Source organism: Streptomyces sp. NPDC050564 (assembly GCF_044457265.1).
In the GTDB taxonomy this organism is placed as follows: Bacteria; Actinomycetota; Actinomycetes; order Streptomycetales; family Streptomycetaceae; genus Streptomyces.
This window is the reverse complement of record NZ_JBITGS010000001.1, coordinates 583,267-602,475: the sequence shown is the minus strand read 5'-3', so window position 1 is coordinate 602,475 and position 19,209 is coordinate 583,267. Positions and strand designations below refer to the sequence as shown.

General features: G+C 70.4%; 16 protein-coding genes. 7 read left to right on the top strand and 9 right to left on the bottom strand.

The window, feature by feature from the left end:
• The first annotated feature begins 32 nt into the window (after positions 1-32).
• Positions 33-524 (top strand): DUF1203 domain-containing protein, encoded by a 492-nt coding sequence (locus ACIBK0_RS02640; protein ID WP_399074760.1) that lies wholly within the window; start codon positions 33-35, stop codon positions 522-524.
• A gap of 19 nt (positions 525-543) precedes the next feature.
• On the opposite strand, the gene ACIBK0_RS02635 is transcribed toward ACIBK0_RS02640, so the two are convergent.
• The 4 genes from ACIBK0_RS02635 to ACIBK0_RS02620 all read right to left on the bottom strand — a co-directional run bounded on the left by ACIBK0_RS02635 (position 544) and on the right by ACIBK0_RS02620 (position 4,011).
• Entirely contained in the window at positions 544-1,020 is a 477-nt protein-coding gene (locus tag ACIBK0_RS02635) for a hypothetical protein (protein WP_399074758.1), read from the bottom strand.
• 235 nt (positions 1,021-1,255) lie between these two features.
• Positions 1,256-2,281, bottom strand: a complete 1,026-nt coding sequence (locus tag ACIBK0_RS02630) for an aspartate-semialdehyde dehydrogenase (RefSeq protein WP_399074756.1) — start codon at positions 2,279-2,281, stop codon at positions 1,256-1,258.
• 275 nt (positions 2,282-2,556) lie between these two features.
• Entirely contained in the window at positions 2,557-3,204 is a 648-nt protein-coding gene (locus ACIBK0_RS02625) for a hypothetical protein (RefSeq protein ID WP_399074754.1), read from the bottom strand.
• Positions 3,205-3,363: 159 nt separating this feature from the next.
• Positions 3,364-4,011 (bottom strand): hypothetical protein, encoded by a 648-nt coding sequence (locus ACIBK0_RS02620; RefSeq protein WP_399074752.1) that lies wholly within the window; start codon positions 4,009-4,011, stop codon positions 3,364-3,366.
• A gap of 107 nt (positions 4,012-4,118) precedes the next feature.
• Between ACIBK0_RS02620 and ACIBK0_RS02615 the strand changes: the two genes are divergently transcribed.
• Both ACIBK0_RS02615 and ACIBK0_RS02610 read left to right on the top strand, forming a co-directional pair.
• Positions 4,119-4,646 (top strand): sigma-70 family RNA polymerase sigma factor, encoded by a 528-nt coding sequence (locus ACIBK0_RS02615; protein ID WP_399074750.1) that lies wholly within the window; start codon positions 4,119-4,121, stop codon positions 4,644-4,646.
• A gap of 1 nt (position 4,647) precedes the next feature.
• The gene (locus ACIBK0_RS02610; RefSeq protein ID WP_399074748.1) at positions 4,648-5,391 is read left to right on the top strand and encodes a hypothetical protein; all 744 of its coding nucleotides are present in this window, start codon (positions 4,648-4,650) and stop codon (positions 5,389-5,391) included.
• A 52-nt stretch (positions 5,392-5,443) separates the two neighbouring features.
• Here ACIBK0_RS02610 and ACIBK0_RS02605 read toward each other — a convergent pair whose 3' ends face one another.
• Together ACIBK0_RS02605 and ACIBK0_RS02600 are read right to left on the bottom strand one after the other, a co-directional pair.
• Positions 5,444-8,761, bottom strand: coding sequence for a S8 family serine peptidase (locus tag ACIBK0_RS02605; RefSeq protein WP_399074746.1), 3,318 nt, complete (start codon positions 8,759-8,761; stop codon positions 5,444-5,446).
• Between the two features lie 222 nt (positions 8,762-8,983).
• A complete protein-coding gene (locus ACIBK0_RS02600) occupies positions 8,984-9,520 on the bottom strand; it encodes a CGNR zinc finger domain-containing protein (RefSeq protein WP_399074744.1) in 537 nt (178 codons plus the stop codon).
• A gap of 125 nt (positions 9,521-9,645) precedes the next feature.
• On the opposite strand from ACIBK0_RS02600, the gene ACIBK0_RS02595 reads away from it, so the two are divergent.
• The 4 genes from ACIBK0_RS02595 to ACIBK0_RS02580 all read left to right on the top strand — a co-directional run bounded on the left by ACIBK0_RS02595 (position 9,646) and on the right by ACIBK0_RS02580 (position 14,247).
• Positions 9,646-10,089, top strand: a complete 444-nt coding sequence (locus tag ACIBK0_RS02595) for a VOC family protein (RefSeq protein WP_399074742.1) — start codon at positions 9,646-9,648, stop codon at positions 10,087-10,089.
• A 29-nt stretch (positions 10,090-10,118) separates the two neighbouring features.
• Complete coding sequence (locus tag ACIBK0_RS02590; protein WP_399074740.1) at positions 10,119-10,988, top strand: pyridoxamine 5'-phosphate oxidase family protein; 870 nt, start codon at positions 10,119-10,121, stop codon at positions 10,986-10,988.
• A gap of 249 nt (positions 10,989-11,237) precedes the next feature.
• The gene (locus tag ACIBK0_RS02585) at positions 11,238-13,016 is read left to right on the top strand and encodes a TIGR03767 family metallophosphoesterase (RefSeq protein ID WP_399074738.1); all 1,779 of its coding nucleotides are present in this window, start codon (positions 11,238-11,240) and stop codon (positions 13,014-13,016) included.
• A 94-nt stretch (positions 13,017-13,110) separates the two neighbouring features.
• Positions 13,111-14,247: a serine hydrolase domain-containing protein gene (locus tag ACIBK0_RS02580; RefSeq protein ID WP_399074736.1), complete on the top strand. Its 1,137-nt coding sequence runs from the start codon at positions 13,111-13,113 to the stop codon at positions 14,245-14,247.
• Positions 14,248-14,267: 20 nt separating this feature from the next.
• Here ACIBK0_RS02580 and ACIBK0_RS02575 read toward each other — a convergent pair whose 3' ends face one another.
• From ACIBK0_RS02575 to pepN, 3 genes are all read right to left on the bottom strand, one after another.
• Complete coding sequence (locus ACIBK0_RS02575) at positions 14,268-14,828, bottom strand: cysteine hydrolase family protein (protein WP_399074734.1); 561 nt, start codon at positions 14,826-14,828, stop codon at positions 14,268-14,270.
• Positions 14,829-14,996: 168 nt separating this feature from the next.
• The gene (locus ACIBK0_RS02570; protein WP_399074732.1) at positions 14,997-16,049 is read right to left on the bottom strand and encodes a hypothetical protein; all 1,053 of its coding nucleotides are present in this window, start codon (positions 16,047-16,049) and stop codon (positions 14,997-14,999) included.
• 441 nt (positions 16,050-16,490) lie between these two features.
• Positions 16,491-19,085, bottom strand: coding sequence for an aminopeptidase N (gene pepN, locus ACIBK0_RS02565; protein WP_399074730.1), 2,595 nt, complete (start codon positions 19,083-19,085; stop codon positions 16,491-16,493).
• Positions 19,086-19,209: the final 124 nt, after the last annotated feature.

The window sequence follows — 19,209 nt, the reverse complement described above, 5'->3', positions numbered from 1 at the left end:
GAGGAGCTCCGGCGGGCGCGAACCTGGACGTCATGACGAAGTACACCGCGTACACCGCACGCCCCATCGAGCCGGCCGTCCTGAAACACCTCCGGGACCTTGATGACGCGGGTCGCCCGGCGGCGTCCATCACCGACGAAGAGGGGGGTGCTCCGTTGCGCTGCTGTCTGCGCCGCAGTGAGCCCGGGGAGCGGATCGCGCTCGTCTCGTACGCGCCGTTGCGGAGGTGGGCCGCGGAGACGGGGGCCGATCCGGGTGCGTACGACGAGCGGGGGCCCGTCTTCATCCACGCGGACGACTGCGCGGGTCCCGACCTGGACGGCCACCCGTTCACGGGGGCCCATCGCGTCGTCCGTCGCTACTCCGCCGACGGCCGCATCCTCGGCGGCCGGCTCGTGCAGCCCCCGGACTCCTTCGACGAGGCGTTCGCCTCGGCCTTCACCGACCCCGAGGCGGCCGTCGTCCACGTACGGGCCGTGGAGTACGGCTGCTTCCTGTACGAGGTGCGCAGGGGGCGGGCGTAGGGGGTTTCGACCCCGTCCGTCAGCCGCCCACCGCGATACGCCAGGGGCCGTCGGCGCCCACGCGGAGGAGGCCCGGCCCCCGGACGGGGGCCAGTACGTCGAGGCGGCCGACCTCGTTGACGAGGAGGTCCTCGTCGTCGCCGGGCCGGTCGGGGTTGGCGGACTCGACGTGGTGCCAGACGGTGAAGTTGCTCTCGCCCTGGTGAGTGTAGGAGAGAACGCCCGCGGGATCGTCGTACACCAGCAGGTCGGGACCCTGGCCGTGGAGTGTGAGGTCGAAGCGCCGGGCCTGGCCGAGGGGAAGCACCCGCAGGGCCCAGGGGGTGTCGGCCTCCACGCTCAGGGACAGCGGCCGGTTCTCGGGAACGGACGCCACCGCCCGTCCGTGCACCTCGTCCTCGTACGAATCCAGCAGCGACCTGTCCGTACGTCCGTACTCGTCGCACGAGTACACGCTGACGGAAATGCTGTCGCGGCACTCGATCTCGACGACCACGCGCCCACCGGGCGGAAGGGACTGAGGACAGGTGACGCGCTGCTTGCCCGAGCCCTGTGGACGAAGGGCGGGAACGTGAACGCGAGGCCGTCCAGGATTCCCCGCGTCGGCGCGCTCGGCTGGAGGACGGTTCGAAGAGGTCGCCGGAAAGACGTGGAAAGGGTGCGCGAAGGGCGCCCGACAGGAGGGCGGGGCACCGTGTCCGTGCCCCGCCCTCCTGTCGTGTTCGCGGCTGTCAGCCCTTGAGTTCGTTGAGTTCGGCCGCCACCAGCTCCGCGATCTGGACCGCGTTCAGCGCGGCACCCTTGCGGAGGTTGTCGTTGGAGATGAAGAGGGCGAGGCCGTGGTCGGCGGTCTCGTCGGTGCGGATACGGCCGACGTACGAGGCGTCCTTGCCGGCGGCCTCCAGGGGGGTCGGGATGTCGGAGAGGACGACACCCGGCGCACCGGCCAGCAGCTCCGTGGCACGCTCCACGCTCAGCGGACGCGCGAAGCGTGCGTTCACCTGGAGGGAGTGGCCCGAGAAGACCGGGACGCGCACGCAGGTGCCGGAGACCTTGAGGGCCGGGATCTCCAGGATCTTGCGGGACTCGTTGCGGAGCTTCTGCTCCTCGTCCGTCTCGTGCAGACCATCGTCGACGATGGAGCCGGCGAGCGGGAGCACGTTGAAGGCGATGGGGCGCTTGTAGACCTGCGGCTCGGGGAAGTCGACCGCCTCGCCGTCGTGGGTGAGCTTGTCGGCGTCGGCGACGACCTTCAGCGCCTGGCCGTGCAGCTCGGCCACGCCCGCGAGGCCCGAGCCGGAGACCGCCTGGTAGGTGGCGACGACGACGGCCTCGAGCCTCGCCTCCTCGTGCAGCGGCTTCAGGACCGGCATCGCGGCCATCGTCGTGCAGTTCGGGTTCGCGATGATGCCCTTGGGACGGTCCGCGATCGCGTGCGGGTTCACCTCGGAGACGACGAGGGGGACCTCGGGGTCCTTGCGCCAGGCCGAGGAGTTGTCGATCACGACCGCGCCCTGCGAGGCGACCTTCTCGGCCAGCGCCTTGGAGGTCGCGCCGCCCGCGGAGAAGAGCACGATGTCCAGGCCCGTGTAGTCGGCCGTGGAGGCGTCCTCCACCGTCACACCGTCGAGGACCGACCCGGCCGAGCGGGTCGAGGCGAACAGGCGCAGCTCGTCGACCGGGAAGTCCCGCTCGACCAGGATCCTGCGCATGACCGTGCCGACCTGACCGGTGGCTCCGACGATTCCGACCTTCACGGCGACTCCCTTTGCGTGCGTTTTACGTGGTCCAGCGCTTCCATGATGCGTCTGTCCCGTGCCCGTGTGTCCAATCCTTTCCCCCTGGCGCCCGAGGAGTGGGACGCGGGGACCGGCCGGACCCGCCCCGATCCTCCGGCGACGGCTCCCCCGGATCCGAAGAAATCCGCCCGCCGCCCGTCCCGGACCGCAAGCCGTACTGCGGGACGCCGTCCCGCGGCCCGGAGCGGTGTGACGTACGACTCCGGGCCGGGGGTCGGGGTCCGCGCGGGGCCTCAGCCGCGTGTCTCGATGCTCCACTTGCCGCCGCCCGTTCTGACCTGGACGAGGCCCTGCGGTATGTGCTGGAGACCGGTGGCCATGCTGATCCGGCGTATCGGTTCGAGGCGCTCGTCGAGCTCCCAGAGCGCGATGATGTCGATCAGACCGCGCGCTTCGTACCGGACCATCATCTCGGCCGCCTGGCGGGTGTGACGTACGACTCCATAGCCCTGTCCCGACACCTTGTCGGTGAAGGCGGGCACGGTGTCGAGGGCGGCCGGCTCGATCTGCCAGCCGGTCGAATGGCCCGCGGTGACCAGGACGTAGCAGTATCCGGCCGCCGACACCGGCAGGTTACCGACGACGGGCCGGCGCCGCCCCGCGGTGCCCGCGCTGATCCACTTCTTGCCGTCGGCCTGGACGGTGAAGGCGTCCAGCGGATGATCGTCCCGGGTGAGACGGCGCAGGGAGTGCACCGCGGGCGGACCGGTGTAGCGGAACACCGTGCTGCCCTTGCCCTCCGCCTTCCCGGTCAGCGGTGTCGCCGCCTCGATGGGCAGCAACCGCAGGCTCCACGAGCCCACCCGCTCCAGTCGCAGCCGGACCTCGCTCTGGCCCGAGCCGAACAGGAGGGTGCGGCCGTGCGTTCCGTGCGTGTGCACTTCCATGAACTTGTCGGCGTCGTCGTACTCGTCCAGCTGGTCGATCTTGTAGCCGCTGTACTCGTTGTCGTCCTTGATCGTGTACTCGAGGATCGCGGGCCGCCCCGGCTCCGGATTGACCAGCGTGATCGTCTTCGCGCCGCGGCCCGCGTGCTCGACCTAGGCGCGACCCAAGCGGCCGAGAAGGCCCTTCGAGCGGCTCTCGCCCTTGCCCACGCCGTCGCCGTCACCCACGTACGGCTGGACGGGTGGCGTCTCGGGTACGGCGACGGCGAGCGGTTCGGGCGCCTGGGCCGGGACGGGGGCGGGGGCGGGCAGGGGTTCGACGGGGGGCAGGGGGCGGGCGGTGAGCTGCCAGGGGCCGTCGGCCTCGATGAGCAGCAGGAGCGGGCCCCCGGGGAGGGGCGCGGTCTGCCGCAGCCGCCCGACGTCGTTGAAGACCAGGTCCTGTGACCCCCGGAGGTTGTGCGCGTCCACGCTCCAGACGACGAACGAGCTGTCGCCGTCGTCGCCGGAGAACTCCGCGTCCACGTCGGCCTCCGTACCCGTGTAGGCGAGCACTTCGAAGCCGAGCCCGTGCACGGTGCCGTTGAGGTGGCGTACCACCGACAGCGGTTGGACGGACACCGTCCAGCCGTTGTCGCCGGTGACCCGCAGCCGAAGCCGCCGGTCGTCCCCCTGGAAGGCGAGCGCGCGGCCGCGGAAGTCGGTCACGGTGTTGTTGAAGACGAGCTTGTCGTCCTTGTTGCGCTTGGTGAGCGTGTACGCGTAGACGTAGCCCTCGCCCTCGTGCCAGGCCTCGACCAAGTCGAGGGGTGGGAAATATGGAGGCCGACGGTCCGGAAAACCCCGCCGAAGTGGGCCGAACGTTTTGGCCGGCACCGGCGTCGTAGAGGAAACGCGGGAGGGGAGGGGTGGCTGTGCTGCGCAGAAAGGCCCGCCGCGCGCAGGGGGTTGACGACCCCCTGGACGCGGCCCAGGAACGCCGGGTGCGGGCGGTGCTCGCGCTCGGCGGCGTACCGCAGGCGGACCTGCCGGACGGGGTGCAGCAGGTCCGCCTGCGGTTGCTGGAGCGGGCGGCGAAGGGGGACGAGGCGCCGCGTGACGTGTCCGCGTGGGCGGCGGTCGTCGCGTCGAACCTGGCGATGGACTGGCACCGGGCCAAGCGCCGCCAGGAGCGGCTGGGCGAACGTCTGGCCTCGCTGCGGCAGCTGGAGCACCCCTCCGACGAAGACTCCAGCGTGCTCTCGCTCGCCGTCGCGCAGGGCCTGGACGAACTGCCCGACGCCCAGCGCCAGGTCCTCGTCCTGCGTTTCTACGCCGATCTCTCCGTGCGCGGGATAGCCGAGGAGCTCGGCATCCCGGAGGGCACGGTCAAGAGCAGGCTGCACACAGCGGTCCGCGCCCTGCGCGCCCGCCTGCACGAGGACGAGGTGGTGTGACGTGGCCGAGTACGAAGGCATGGACGCGCTCATGGCCGCGATCACGGACGAGCCAGTGCCCGAGGAGGCCCACGACGACGCCGATTTCATGGCGGAACACCGTGCCGCGGTGGCGGACGTGGCGCTGCTGCGCGCGCAGTTGACGGCCCTCGGGGATGCCTGGGCGGACCAGGGGGAAGAAAGGAAGCCGGCCCCACGACGGACGCCCAGGAAGCGCACCCGCCGCTCGGAACGGGCCCCGAGGAACCGTGGCCGCCGTCCCCTAGCCCTCGCGGTGGGAACCCTCGCCACGGCCGCGGTGGGTGCGATGGTCGTCGGCATGGGATGGCTCATCGCGCAGGGCGGGGCCGGGGGGGCGAACGACAGCGCCTCGTCGTCCAAGGCGGACAGCGGCGACGCGAAGGGGGCGGAGTCCTCGCTCAGCGCTCCCGGCTACCTCGCCTGTTCCCGGTTCATCGCCGAGGGCACGGTCACCGAGGTCGAGCCGGTGACCGGCACCGGACAGGACCGGATCACCCTCGACGTGGACCGCTACTACAAGCCGGACAAGGGGAAGGACCAGGTCACCTTTGTGATGGACGAGGACGTCGACCCGCGGCTGCACAAGGGTGACCACGTCCTGGTCGGCATCCCGCGCAACTCGGCGTCGCCCGACATCTGGAGCACGCGGGAGAAGGACATCGCCCACGACCGGGCCTGGATCCTCAAGGCGTTGCCCCAGTCCCGAGGCCTGGCATGTGAGTGAGAAAAGGGCGGGCGCCCGTTTCCGGACGCCCGCCCCGCACCAGCCGCAGAAGCTACGGCGTGACCTTCTCGATCTTCACGCTGCCGATGCCCGCGGCGGTGCCGCGCGCGTTCACCAGCTGGACCTGTCCGAAGAACTCGCGTCCGGCGGGCGCCGCGGCCGCGGCGGTGACCGAGCCGGACACCGTGGCCGAGTCGCCCGTGCCGAGCTTCACCGGCGCGGACGCGTCGACCGTGACCGTGCCGAGCGCGGACGAGAAGAACACGTCCTGGTAGTCGTACGCGGTCGAGCCCGAGGGGACCGAGTAGCCCGCGACCTCGATGGTGTACGTCCCGGCGGCCGGGTTCGCGACGGAGACGGCCTCCTCGGAGTCGCCGTCCGCGGACGAGCCGACGACGGTCCCGGCGGCGTTCTTCACCGTCAGGTCGAGGTCGGCGGCCGTGTCGGAGACATTGCCGATGGAGACGTCGAGGGACGTGGCGCCCGCGGGCACCTGGACCGTGGTGGTCTGCTTCGCGCCCTCCGTGATGGTCGGCCGCGCGGTCAGTGAGGAGCCGAGCGGGCCGCCCTTCAGGGTGCCGTCCAGCGCGGCGTAGTTGTTCGTCACCTTCCAGGAGGCGGTGGCCGGGGTGCCGACCTTGGCCTCGGGGACGGTCACGACCGCCGGGTCGAATGCCGCGCCGAGCACGGCGACGTCCAGCTTGTAGGGGTTGTCGAGCAGCGGCGACGTACGGCGCGCCTCGACCTCGATCTCCCAGACGCCGGCCTGCGGGTCCGCGTACGAACGCACGTCGGGCTTGCAGCCGTTGCCGTCGAGGTAGTTGTTGTAGCAGTACGGGGTGCCGGTGTTGTCGACCGGAACGCCGTACGGGTGGATCGAGATGAACCGGGTCTGGCTCTTGTCCTTCAGCCCGCTCATCGCGACCTCGAGGGACTTGGCGCCCTCGGGGACGGTCAGGAAGTACGACTGCGTGCTGTTGCGCTGCACCGAACTCGACGCGGAGTACGTGTACTTGACCGGGGACGAGACCACGACCGTCGACAGGATCTGCTTGTCGACGCCTTCGGTCCCCGGGTCGTCGACCTCCAGGATCGCGCTCTTCAGGCCGGCCGACTTCGGGGCGGCCTGGACCTTGACGGTCACCGGCTGGTTCAGCGGGAGCTTGACCTCGTCCGAGCCGACGATCCGGAAGGTGCCGGCGGCGTTGTTCTCGAAGTGCAGCTCGTGGCGGATCGCCCGGTCGGCACCCGACGTACGCGTGATCGTGATGTCGTACGTCTTCCTGTCACCGGCCTTCAGCCCGCCCTCGCGGTCGTACAGGCCCGTGCCGAAGCCCGGCGTCTTCAGCGCGAAGTCGATCGCGGTGTCGACCGGCGCCTTCACGGTGTAGTCGTGGGCGCTGACGTCGTCCTTGATGGCGTCCCAGGCGTCCCCGATGTTGATGAGGCCCGCACCCTCCTCGTACGCCTGCACGCCCTTGATGTGGTCGGCGGTCGAGGTCAGCGCCGTGCGCAGGGTGGCGGGCTTCAGCTCGATGCCCTTCTGCTTCGCGGCGCTCAGCAGCAGCGCGGACGCGCCGGCGGCCTGCGGCGACGCCATCGACGTACCCTGCAGCATCGAGTAGCCGGCCGGCAGTGAGTAGCCCGCCTCGGCGACCGGGGAGCCCGGCAGCCAGGTCTGCGTGGAGTTGATGGAGGCGCCGGGGGCGCTCAGCGTCGGCGTGAAGCCGCCGTCCTCGCGCGGGCCGCGCGAGGAGAAGGGCAGCATCGCGTACTTCTTCTCCACCTGTGAGCCGTAGTTGGCGGCCCAGGTCTCCTTGGAGATGGTCGCGCCGACCGAGATGACCTTGTCGGCGAGACCGGGGTCACCGATGGTGTTGGCGCCGGGGCCCGAGTTGCCCGCGGAGATCACCAACTGGACGCCGTAGGTGTCGATGAGACGCGTGTAGAGCTCGGCGCGCGCGTTGTTGCCGTCGTTCAGCGCGGGCAGACCGCCGATGGACATGTTGACGATGTCGACGCCACGGTTGGCGACGAGGTCGATCATGCCCTCGGTGAGCGCGACGTTGGTGCAGCCGCCGGTCCAGGTGCAGGCGCGCGAGGAGACGATCTTCGCGCCCGGGGCCGCACCGTTCATCCTGCCGCCGAACAGGCCGTTCGCGGAGGTGATGCCCGCGACGTGGGTGCCGTGCTCGGACTCGATGACGCCGATGTTGACGAAGTCGGCCTTCTTGCCGACCCAGTCGCCGCCGTAGGGGTCCATCGGGACGTCCTTGCGGATCTCCACGACGAACGGCTGCCGCTCGACGACGTCGGTCGACGGGTTGTCGGTGCCGAAGTAGCCGATCTGGTAGCCGTCCTTGTACGGCTTCATCGGCTTGTCGTCGGTGAAGTCGTTGTTGTTGTTCAGGTCGACGGTGACCGTGCCGGCCGCCGCGTCGTACAGAACACCCCACGCGTCGGTCGTGTCGCCGTCGCGGTTCGCGTCGCCCTTGGCGTCGCCGCCCGTGGTCGCGGACTCGCGGAAGGTGCTGATCTCGTACGAGCCCGCGGGCGCCGTCCAGGTCTTGCCGCTGTAGGTGAAGGTGGGCCCGCTCACCGGGGTGATCATCGGGCGCCAGGTCGCGTCGCTGTCGAGGATCGGGTCGGTCGAGGTGACCCAGTCGACGATCTTGCGCTCGCCGGTGGTCGTCTTCTGCAGCGCGGGGTGGCCCAGGTCGACGCCGGAGTCGAGGATGCCGATGGTGATGCCCCGGCCGTCCGCCTTCGGGTGGTCCTTCACGAAGTCGACGGCACCCGTCTCGAAGGACGGGTTGTACGGGTTCTCGGCGGGGGTTTTCTTGTTGGGGCCGGAGTACGTGGCCGTCGAAGTGGCCTGCTCCTCGGCGCCCTTGGCCGTGTCGGCGCTCGGCGTCGGGTCGTCCAGCGCGATCTCCTGGCGCAGGTCGATCCCGTGCACGGAGGAGAGCTTCGCGGCGGCGGCGATGGCCGAGTCGGCCCGGCCGGTGGGGACGGTGGCCCGGACGTAACCGAGCTTGTCGTAGGTGCGGCCCACGGAGCCGCCCTTGACCGCGTCCAGCTCCTTGGCGACCTGCTCGGTCTGGCCGGGAGCCGTGGCGATCATCATCGTGACGTTCTTGTCGCCGTCGGCCTTGGCCTCGGCGAGGAGATCGGCATCGGCGGAACCGAGCTTGGCGGCGGCGGACTTGGTGCCGGGGTCGGCCGCCGGGGCGTCCGCGCCCGCGTTCGCGGAGAAGGCCATGGGTATCGGCCCGGCCGCGGAGAGCGCGGCCACCAGGCCCGCGGCCACGGCTATGCGGGCCACGCGTCTCGCGCCCGATATCGGAGCGCGCTGAGGATCGGAGGTCATCTGCATCCCTTGTAGGTAAAGGAACGAGCGCGGAGCGACCGGTTCCGACGTTCCTTCGGAACGCGATCGCGTCAGTCCGGTATGTGGACCCGGATGACCGCTCAGCTTTACCTAAGGGGCAGTTGTTTGGGGAGAGTTGACCGAGGCGGGATGGAGTCATGGCGTAATTCCGCCATGCGTCACGCCAGTTATGTCGCCGTATCGCGCGACATGCGCGAGGGTTCAGCCCTCTTTCGTGCGCGCGTAGTGGCGGGACGCCTTCGCCCGGTTACCGCACGAGGCCATCGAGCACCAGCGGCGGGTGCCGTTCCGTGAGGTGTCGAAGAAGTGCAGGATGCACGAGTCGTGGGCGCAGTGGCGGATGCGGTCGGGGGCGGTGGCGAGCAGCTCCAGATAGTTGCGCGCGGCGAGCCAGGCGGGAGCCCAGGCCGGGTCCTTGAACTCGACTCTCTCCCCCGGACCCTGGGGGCTGAGCGTGGGGCGCATCCGCCCGTGCGCGAGGACGGCGTCGACGCGGTCCGCCCCGTCCTCCAGGGACCCGTCGACCACGGTGCGCAGCGCGTCGCGGGCCTGGAGTACGTGCCGCAGGGTCGCCTCGTCGGCGACATGGTCCAGCTCGTTCGCGGCCAGCCATACCGCGAGCCCCTCGGTGTCCGTGAGCAGGTCCTGCACGGCCCCCTCGTGCATCCAGCGGGTGTTGAGCAGGTCGAGTGCGAGCGGCTCGCCGGTGAGTGGACGCGGATCGGTGGTGGTGGGCATGGCGGGGCTCCCTTCACGGCTAACCGGTCAAGAGTACGTGACTGGTTGCGCTTATCCAGTCTAACCTCTAACCTCGGTGACAGAGGTTAGCCCTGCTGGGGGCGCCATCGACAGAGGGGACCCGCATGACACCGCGCACCGGCCACATCGGCCTGAACGTCACGGACCTCGACCGCTCACTCGCCTTCTACCGGGACGTCCTCGGCTTCGGCGTGATCGGCGAGGGCAAGGAGGAGGAGCGGCGGTACGCATTCCTGGGGGAGGGCGGCAGCCCGGTGCTCACCCTCTGGCAGCAGGCGCGGGGGGCGTACGACAACGGGCGCGCCGGCCTGCACCACCTCGCGCTCGAGGTCGACTCGATCGACCAGGTCAGGGAGTACGAGAGCGCCCTGCGCACCTACGGTGTCGACTTCGCGTACGAGGGTGTGGTCGCCCACCGTGAGGGCGCGGCCTCGGGCGGAATCTTCTTCCACGACCCCGACGGCACCCGCCTGGAGATCTACACGCCGAACGGCGCACAGGAGGCACCCGTGCCGTCCGCGTCGGCGCCGACCTGCGGTTTCTTCTAGAGCACGGGTATGACTCCCCAGGGGCTGACATGACGTATCACTCCGGCTCGCGTGCCGTGCAGGACCGGGTCGGCGTCCGCGACCTCGCCGATCATGTGGGGCAGGCCATCGGGCAGGGCATCCGCCCGGTGGCCGCCGCCTTCCTCGAACTGCAGCCGATGCTGGTCGTCGGCGCCGCGGACCCGGTGAGCGGCGCCGTGTGGGCTTCGCCGCTCACCGGGGCACCCGGTTTCGTACGGGCCACGGGATCCCACCAGATCTCGGTCGCGGGCGGGGTCGGGCCCGGCGACCCGCTCGCCCCGGCACTCTCCACGGCCGGCACCCCCGTCGGCACGATCGCGCTCGACCCGCGCACCCGCCGCCGGATGCGCCTCAATGGACGGGCCCGCCCGACACCCCGCGGGTTCGCGGTCGAGGCCGACCAGGTCTTCTCGAACTGTCCGAGGTACCTGCAGAGGAGGGAGTCGTACGAGACGGTGGACCGCATGCCCGGTGCGGCTCGAAGCGGTGGCGAACTCTCCCCTGACCAGCGGGAGTTCATCGAGGCCGCCGACACCTTCTTCCTCGCCACGGTCCACGCGCGAGGGGCCGACGTGAGCCATCGGGGCGGCAACCCCGGATTCGTACGCGTCGATTCGCCCGGCGAGCTCAGGTGGCGCGACTACCCCGGGAACTCCATGTTCCTGACCCTCGGCAACCTGGCGGTCGACCCACGGGCCGGGCTGCTCTTCCTGGGCTGGGAGTCGGGGGCGGCGCTCCAGCTCACGGGCACGGCCCGCACGGAATTCACCGAGGACGGGGAGCGGACCGTCCGTTTCACGCTCAAGGAGGTGGTGGAGACATCCGCGGCCAGTGCGCTGCGCTGGTCGGCGCCCGAGTACTCACCGGCCAACCCGTAGGCGAGCGCCGGCGAACAGGTTCAGTACCCGGGAACATGAACACGGAGTGACCGTCTCCCGGCCGTTCGGAGAGGGGTCACGGACGCGCAGGGTGTTCCAAGATCCACGTACGGTGATCGGCGCTGCCCGTTGCTTCCCAGTTAACGTGCAGGTCATTCCCGGTGCCAACGATCCAGTGTGAGCGGGGAGTTCGCAAGTCGAGCGCCCCGCGACCACTGCCGACGCGTTCGCACTCGGGGAGACCGCGCCATGTCGCGCATACGCTCTGTCGCCACTGCCGCTGCCATGAACCGCCGTACGCTACTCGCCGCCACCGGGGCGGTGTCCCTCTCCGCGGGGATCGGCCTGGCCCTGCGTTCCGGCTCGGACGCGCACGCCGCGACCGGCCACGCAGGCCAGGCGCCCGTCGCCGACTCGCTCGCGCACTCCAAGGCCCGGTCGGGGGTGGCCCCCGCCGGACTGGCTCCGTACACGCGCGGCACCACTGTGAGCAGCGTCGCCACCCCGCGCTCCGGCTCCACCGGGTACCGGCGGCTCGGCGACGGCGCCGGCTGGAAGCGGGTCGTACGCAGCGAGCTGGCCTCGGCCAAGTCCGGCCGGGCCGAGCGGCGCACCGCCCTCGCCGCGTTCGTACAGCTCACCGACCTGCACCTGACCGACGCCCAGCACCCGCTGCGCCTGGAGTACCTGCGTGCCCAGAACAAGAGCGCCTGGCGTCCGCAGGAGACCCTCACCGTCGCGGGCGCCGTCTCGCTCGTCGAGCGGGTCAACTCACTGCGGGGGGCGCCCGTCACCGGCTCCCCGCTGCACTTCGTCATGACCACCGGGGACAACACGGACAACAACTCCAAGACCGAGCTGGAGTGGTTCCTGAAGGTCATGAGCGGCGGCCGCATCAGCCCCAACAGCGGGGACCCGCGCCACTACGAAGGCGTGCAGGCCAGCGGCCTCAAGACGTACTGGCAGCCCGACGCGGCCCTGCGCGACGCCGACAAGCAGCTCGGCTTCCCGCGCATCGAGGGCTTCCTGGAGGCGGCGATCCGCGAACTGCGGAGCCCCGGTCTCAAGCTGCCCTGGTACTCCACCGTCGGCAACCACGACGCGCTCCCGCTCGGCTGCTACGGCTCGCGCGGCGACTCGTACCTCACCGACTTCGCGGTCGGCGGCAAGAAGCTGATGTCGCTGCCGGCGGCGGAGTGCACCGCCCTGGCGAAGAGCATCAAGGACGGCAGCAGCCCGAAGGGCACGGAGCTTCGGGACCTGCTCAAGGCGCACGCCCGGCAGATGCGCTCGGTCACGCCCGACGAGAACCGGGCCCCGTTCACCCCCGCCGAGTACATCCGGGCGCACCTCGACCCCGCGTACACCGGCCCGGGTCCGATCGGCCACGGATACTCCTCCGCGAACCTCGCCGCGAACACCCAGTACTACACGTTCCGCATCGCCGAGGACGTCATCGGCGTCAGCCTCGACACCACCGACCCCGGTGGCCACTACGAGGGCTCCATCGGCACGGCCCAGCTCCGCTGGCTGGAGAGGACGCTGCGCGAGAACAAGGACTCGTACGTGATCGTCTTCAGCCACCACACCAGCAAGACGATGCGCAACCGCCACGCCGACCCCGCCCACCCGGCGGAGAAGCGCCACGGCGGCGACGAGGTCATCGCGCTCCTCGCCAGCTTCAGCAACGTGCTGGCCTGGGTGAACGGGCACACCCACAAGAACGAGATCATCCCGCACGCGGCCCCCGACAACCGCTCCTTCTGGGAGATCTGCACCGCCTCGCACGTCGACTTCCCCCAACTCGCCCGCGTGATCGAGCTGGTGGACAACAAGGACGGCACGCTCTCCCTGTTCACCACCCTCATCGAGTCCTCGGCCCCGCACGAGACGGACTTCTCCGACCTCACCCAGACCGGCCTGGCGGCCCTCTACCGCGAGCTCTCCTTCAACACCCCCGGCGCCCGCACTGACCTGTCGGGGACATCACGGGACCGCAACACCGAGCTGGTCCTCACAAAGGGCTGAAACCGGCTCAACCGGCTCACGGGGAGGCAACCTTCACACGGGCCCGTCGAGTCCCCTCACCCGACCAAGCAGTTCGTCGGTGAAGGGGGAGGACATGTCAGTGCGTACGGGACTGGTGGGCGTGACCGCGGTGGCTTTGGCCGCGGTTCTGGCGGGGCCCGCGGTGGCGGCGCCCGCCGGAGGGAAGCACGGTGCGACACGGCAGGCGATGGACGCGGCCGTGAAGGACGGTGTGCCGGGGGTGACGGCCACGGCGAAGGACCGCCACGGCACGTGGTCCGACACGTCGGGCGTGGGCGACCTGCGGACGGGGGCGCCGCGCTCGACGGCGGACCACTACCGCGTCGGCAGCATCACCAAGACCTTCGTCTCCACGGTGCTGCTCCAACTGGAGGCGGAGGGCCGCCTGTCGCTGGACGACACGGTGGACAAGTGGCTCCCGGGCGTGGTGCGGGGCCACGGCCACGACGGCCGCGCGATCACACTCCGCCGGCTCCTCAACCACACCAGCGGAATCTTCGACTACACGAACGACGCCGGATTCGTCCGCACGTACTTCCTGAAGGGCGGCTTCTTCGAGCACCGCTACGACACGCTGACTCCACAGCAGCTGGTACAGCTCGCCATGACCCACGAGCCGGTCTTCGCGCCGGGCGCCTCCTGGAGCTACTCCAACACGAACTACGTCCTGGCCGGCATGGTGATCGGCGAGGTCACCGGCCACTCGTACGCGTCGGAGATCCGCCACCGCATCATCGAACCGCTCGGCCTGCACGCGACGTCCGTCCCCGGCACCAGGGTCACGGTCCCGGGGCCGAGCAGCCGCGCGTACTCGAAGCTGGCCGAGACGACGACGGGCCCGACCTACGACGCCACGGAACTCAACCCGTCCCTGGCGTCCTCGGCAGGCGAGATGATCTCCAACTCCTCGGACCTGAACCGCTTCTACGCGGCCCTGCTGCGAGGCAAGCTCCTTCCGCGGAAGCAGCTGACAGAAATGAAGACCACGGTCGAGGTGGCCGGCGTCCCGAACGCGCGCTACGGCCTCGGCCTCATCGACCGCAAACTGACCTGCGGCGTCCACGTGTGGGGCCATGACGGCGGCATCCACGGCTCGACGTCCTCCGCCGTGACCACCGCCGACGGCCGCCACTCCCTCTCCTTCAACTTCAACGGGGACTGGTCGGGGGACAGCGATGCGGTGATCGAGGCGGAGTTCTGCGGCAAGTAGCCTCCCCGAGGCCGCAGGCCCTAGTCGCCGGCGGCGAAGGTGACGGCCCCCGTGTCGATCGTTCCTCCGCGGCGCCCGGGGGCGCTCTGCCACCGCCAGTAGAGGTTGGTGTGGGCGACCACCTGCTCCGGGGACGGTGCGCCGTAGGCAGTGAGGTCCTCCGTGGTGTGGGCGTCGCCGACGAGTGTCACGTCGTAGCCGCGGGTGAAGGCTCCGTGGAGGGTGGAGCGGATGCACGCGTCGGTCTGGGCGCCGGTGACGACGAGGCGGCCCACGCCGCGGTCGGCGAGCAGCGTCTCCAGTTCGGTGTCCTCGAAGGAGTCGCCGTAGAGCTTGTGGACGAGGGGTTCCGAGTCCGCGCGGACCAGCTCCGGGACGTACTGCCAGCTGTGGCTGCCGCGCTTGAGGTCGTCGTCGGAGTGCTGTACCCAGATCACGGGCACGTCCTCCGCGCGGGCCTTGTCGACCAGGGTGTTGATGTTCGCGATCACGCTGTCGCGGTTGTGGGAGCCGTCCACCACTCCGTTCTGGACGTCGATGACGAGCAGCGCGGTGTTCGGCCGGTCGGGGAGGGTCGTCATGGAGCTCTCCGGTTTCTCGTCGAGGATCCTCGGAAATCCTGTGCCGGCCCCACAGTAGAGCGGGGCACTGACAACGCCACTCCGAAGCGGCGAGCACATGGGAAGGGGCCCGCGAGGTGTGCTCGCGAGCCCCTTCCCTCCCCTCCTGATATGTGCCCCGGTCCGTTCCTACCGGGGCAGCACCACGACATATGCCGCAGGATCCCGGTCGTTCGAGGCCATCAGCGCGGTGCGTAGGACCGTGGCCTGCTGCTCCATCCCTTCGCGGAGCTTCTTCGGGGTGATGTAGACGACGGTGATGCCCAGGCGTTCCAGGTGTTCGCGCTTGCGGGCGTACTCCGACCAGAGGGCGTCCTCGTCCTGGCGGGGAGCCCGGGTGTCCAGCTCCACCGCGACCGCCTGTTCCGGCCAGTACGCGTCCAGGCCGCCCAGGTGGGGGCCGCCGGGCAGACGCAGGTCCACGTTCCACACCGGGTCGGGCAGGTTGTACTCACGGACCATGCGGTACAGACGGTCCTCGGCGATGGCGCGGCCCTCGGCCAGCAGTGAATCCACCGCGTCCACCACGTGGGGGCGGCCGAGGAGCCGGGCCGCCGTCAACTCACGGACCACCGACGCCGGTTCGCAGTGGCCGCCCCGTACCGCCTCCGTGAGCAGTCGGCGTACGGCCCCCGCGTCGGCCAGTTCCGAGACCGCGTCGGCGAGGGCGCGCGGCACGGGGGCGACCGGAACGCCCGTGACCTGCACGGGGGTCGGGAGGGACGGTGTACGGACGATGCGGGCGCAGCCGTTGGAGCGGAGGCGACGCAGGCGGGGGACCAGGACGTCGATCTTGTCGAGGGAGAGGAGGGGCGGGGCCGAGGAGAAGCCGTGCAGGGTCAGCGCCGCCAGGCCCGTGATCAGGGCGTCCGTGTACGGCTGAGGAGCGTGCGGTTCCTCGGCGGCCGGCTGGGCGGGGATGGTGGTCGCCGGGCCGGGCATGGGTGGGCGGGCGGCGTACAGCAGCACCGCGTGCAGGCGCTCCTCGGATGTGGGCGGGCCGGGGTGCAGGAGGTAGACGCTCGGGAGGATCTGCTGCCAGGGGCCGCCGGGCCGGCACTGCTCGTTCGCATCTGCGGTGGTCACACCGTGGGCGCGCAGCTGGGCGGTGGTCAGGACGCGCCGCTGTACGTCGGAGAGATGGTGGAGGGGGCGGGGGGAGAGCGGGGTGTTGTGGTTCATGACCCGGGGTTTCCCGCCCCGGGGCAGCCCTCTAACCGCTGTTACACGCCCGTCGACAAATCTGGACAAGACCGTCCTAAAGTACGGGCGTTCGACTGCCGAAAGGCCCTGGTCCGGACGGGGAGTAATAGGGGTTACGGCTCTGAATACCTGTATTTCGTAACCACCGCGTGCATCGGATTACGTCACCGGCAGGCCGGCCACCCGCGCCGGACACCCGCGCCGACCATGAGCGCCGGCCATCCGCGCCAGCCACGCGCGTCAGCTATCCGCGCCAGCCACGCGCGTCAGCTATCCGCGCCAGCTATCCGCGCCAGCCACGCCAACCACGAGCGCCGTCGCCGCGTCCGTACCGCGTCAGCCGCGTCCGCGTCCGTACCGCGTCAGCACTGAGGGCACCGGCCGGAACCGGTGCCCTCAGTCGTCAAGCAGGGAGCAGTGCTAGCCCGCCGCCGCCACATCGCAGGCCTGTCCCCGCAGGGTGCGCGCCAGATCGTCCCGCGCCTCCAGCACCAGTCGGCGCAGCGCCGGCGCCGCCCCTTCGTGCGCCGCCAGCCAGGCGTCCGTCGCGTCCAGCGTCGCCTGCGAGTCCTGGAGGGACGGGAACAGCCCCTTCACCACGTCCATGCCGATCTGGATGGACCGCTCCGCCCAGACCCGCTCGATCGTCTCGAAGTACTTCGCGGCGTACGGCGCGAGCAGCTCGCGCTGGGACGGCTGCGTGAACCCGGCGATGGTCGCCTCGACGAGCGCGTTGGACAGCGCGTCGGACTCGACCACGGCCGCCCAGGCCTGCGCCTTGACCGCCGCCGAGGGGCGGGCGGCGAGGCAGCGGACCTGGTGGCGTTTGCCGGACGCCGTGTCGTCGCGGGCGAGTTCGGCGGAGAGCGCGACCTCGTCGGCGACCCCGTGCGCGGCGAGCGGTTCCAGGAACGCCCAGCGAAGCTCCTGGTCGACCTCCAGCCCGTCGATCTTCGCGGTGCCCGCCAACAGGCCCTGCAGCAGCTGGAGATCGGCTTCCTCGGACGCCACCGTCGCGAAGAAACGCGCCCACGTCAGCTGGTGCTGGCTGCCCGGCTCGGCGAGCCGCAGCTCTCGCAGCGCGCCCTCGGTGAGCAGGCGGCCCGCCTCCGTGCGCCAGTGGGGCGCCACGTAGTACGTGAGCGCCGAGTTGGCCCAGGCGTGCAGCATCTGGAGCACACCGATGTCGGACTCGCGGCCGGCGAATCGCAGCATCAGGTCGATGAAGTCGCGGGCGGGCATGAGCGCGTCGCGTGTGAGGTTCCACAGCGCCGACCAGCACAGGGCGCGCGCCAACGGGTCGGTGATCTCACCGAGTCGCTCCCGCAGGGTCGCCAACGAGCCCTCGTCGAACCGGATCTTGCAGTACGTCAGATCGTCGTCGTTGACGAGGACCAGATCGGGGGCGTCGGCGCCGACCAGCTCGCGGACGACCGTACGCGGGCCGTCGACGTCGACTTCGGCGCGCGCGTACCGCTCCACGGTGCCCTCGGGCGTGCAGCGGTACAGGCCCACCGCCACCCGGTGCGGGCGCAGTTCGGGGTGCGACTCGGCGGCCTCCTGGAGGATCGCCAGCTCGGTGACGCGTCCCTCGGAGCCCAGGATCACCTGCGGGGTGAGGGAGTTGACGCCGGCGGTCTGCAGCCAGGACCGCGCCCAGGCGGCCATGTCCCGGCCGCTCGTCTCCTCCAGCACCGACAGCAGGTCGCCGAGGCGCGTGTTCCCGTAGGCGTTCCGCTTGAAGTAGCGCCGCGCGCCCTCCAGGAAGGCGTCCTGCCCGACGTACGCGACGAGCTGCTTCAGTACGCTCGCGCCCTTGGCGTAGGTGATACCGTCGAAGTTGAGCTTGGCGTCCTGGAGGTCGCGGATGTCGGCCGTGATCGGGTGGGTGGACGGCAGCTGGTCCGCGCGGTACGCCCACGCCTTGCGGCGGTTGGCGAAGGTGATCCAGCCGTCCTTGAAGCGGGTCGCGCCGACCAGCGAGAACGCGCCCATGAAGTCGGCGAAGGACTCCTTGAGCCACAGGTCGTCCCACCACTCCATGGTGACGAGGTCGCCGAACCACATGTGCGCCATCTCGTGCAGGACGACGTTCGCCCGGCCCTCGTACGACGCCTGGGTGACCTTGCCGCGGAAGATGAACTCCTCGCGGAAGGTGACGAGTCCCGGGTTCTCCATCGCGCCGAGGTTGTACTCGGGCACGAACGCCTGGTCGTACTTGCCGAACGGGTACGGGTAGTCGAAGTGGTCGTGGAAGAAGTCCAGCCCCTGCTTGGTCACCAGGAACACGTCGTCGGAGTCGAAGTGGGGTGCCAGGCCCTTGCGGCACATCGCGCCCAGGGGGATCTCCAGCGTCGTACCGTCGTCGAAGGTGCGGGAGTAGGAGTCGGTCACATAGTGGTACGGGCCCGCCACGACCGCCGTGATGTACGTCGAGATCGGCTTGGTCTCGGCGAACCGCCAGACTCCGTCCGCGAGTTCACCGACGCCGTTGCTCCAGACGGTCCAGCCCTGTGGGGCGCGCACCTCGAAGCGGAAGGGGGCCTTGAGATCCGGCTGCTCGAAATTGGCGAAGACGCGGCGCGAGTCGGCGGGCTCGTACTGCGTGTACAGGTATACCTCGCCGTCCTCGGGGTCGACGAAGCGGTGCATGCCCTCGCCGGTGCGGGAGTAGGCGCACTCGGCGTCGACCACGAGTTCGTTGTCGGCGGCGAGGTCCTCCAGGCGGATCCGGGAGCCGTCGAAGACCTCGCCCGGGTCGAGGTCCTTGCCGTTCAATGAGACGGCGGTCACACTCGGCGCGATCAGATCGGCGAAGGTGGCCGCGCCCGGCTCGGCGCAGCGGAAGCGGATCGTGGTCACGGACCGGAAGGTCCGCTGCCCTTCCGTGCCGCCCGCGCCCGCGGGGGAGGCGTCGAGGGCGGAGCGCAGGTCGAGGGATACGTCGTACCCGTCGACGGACAGCAGGGCGGCCCGCTCCCGGGCCTCGTCGCGGGACAGATTCTCACCGGGCACGGACGGCACTCCCTCGGCTGGTGTTCGGCATGCGGACAGGCCCGATCCTGCCATGTGCCCCTGAGACCGGGCACCCGGGAATGGGGTGGATGGCGGTCGGTGTTGCCTGGGGAAACGACCGTAT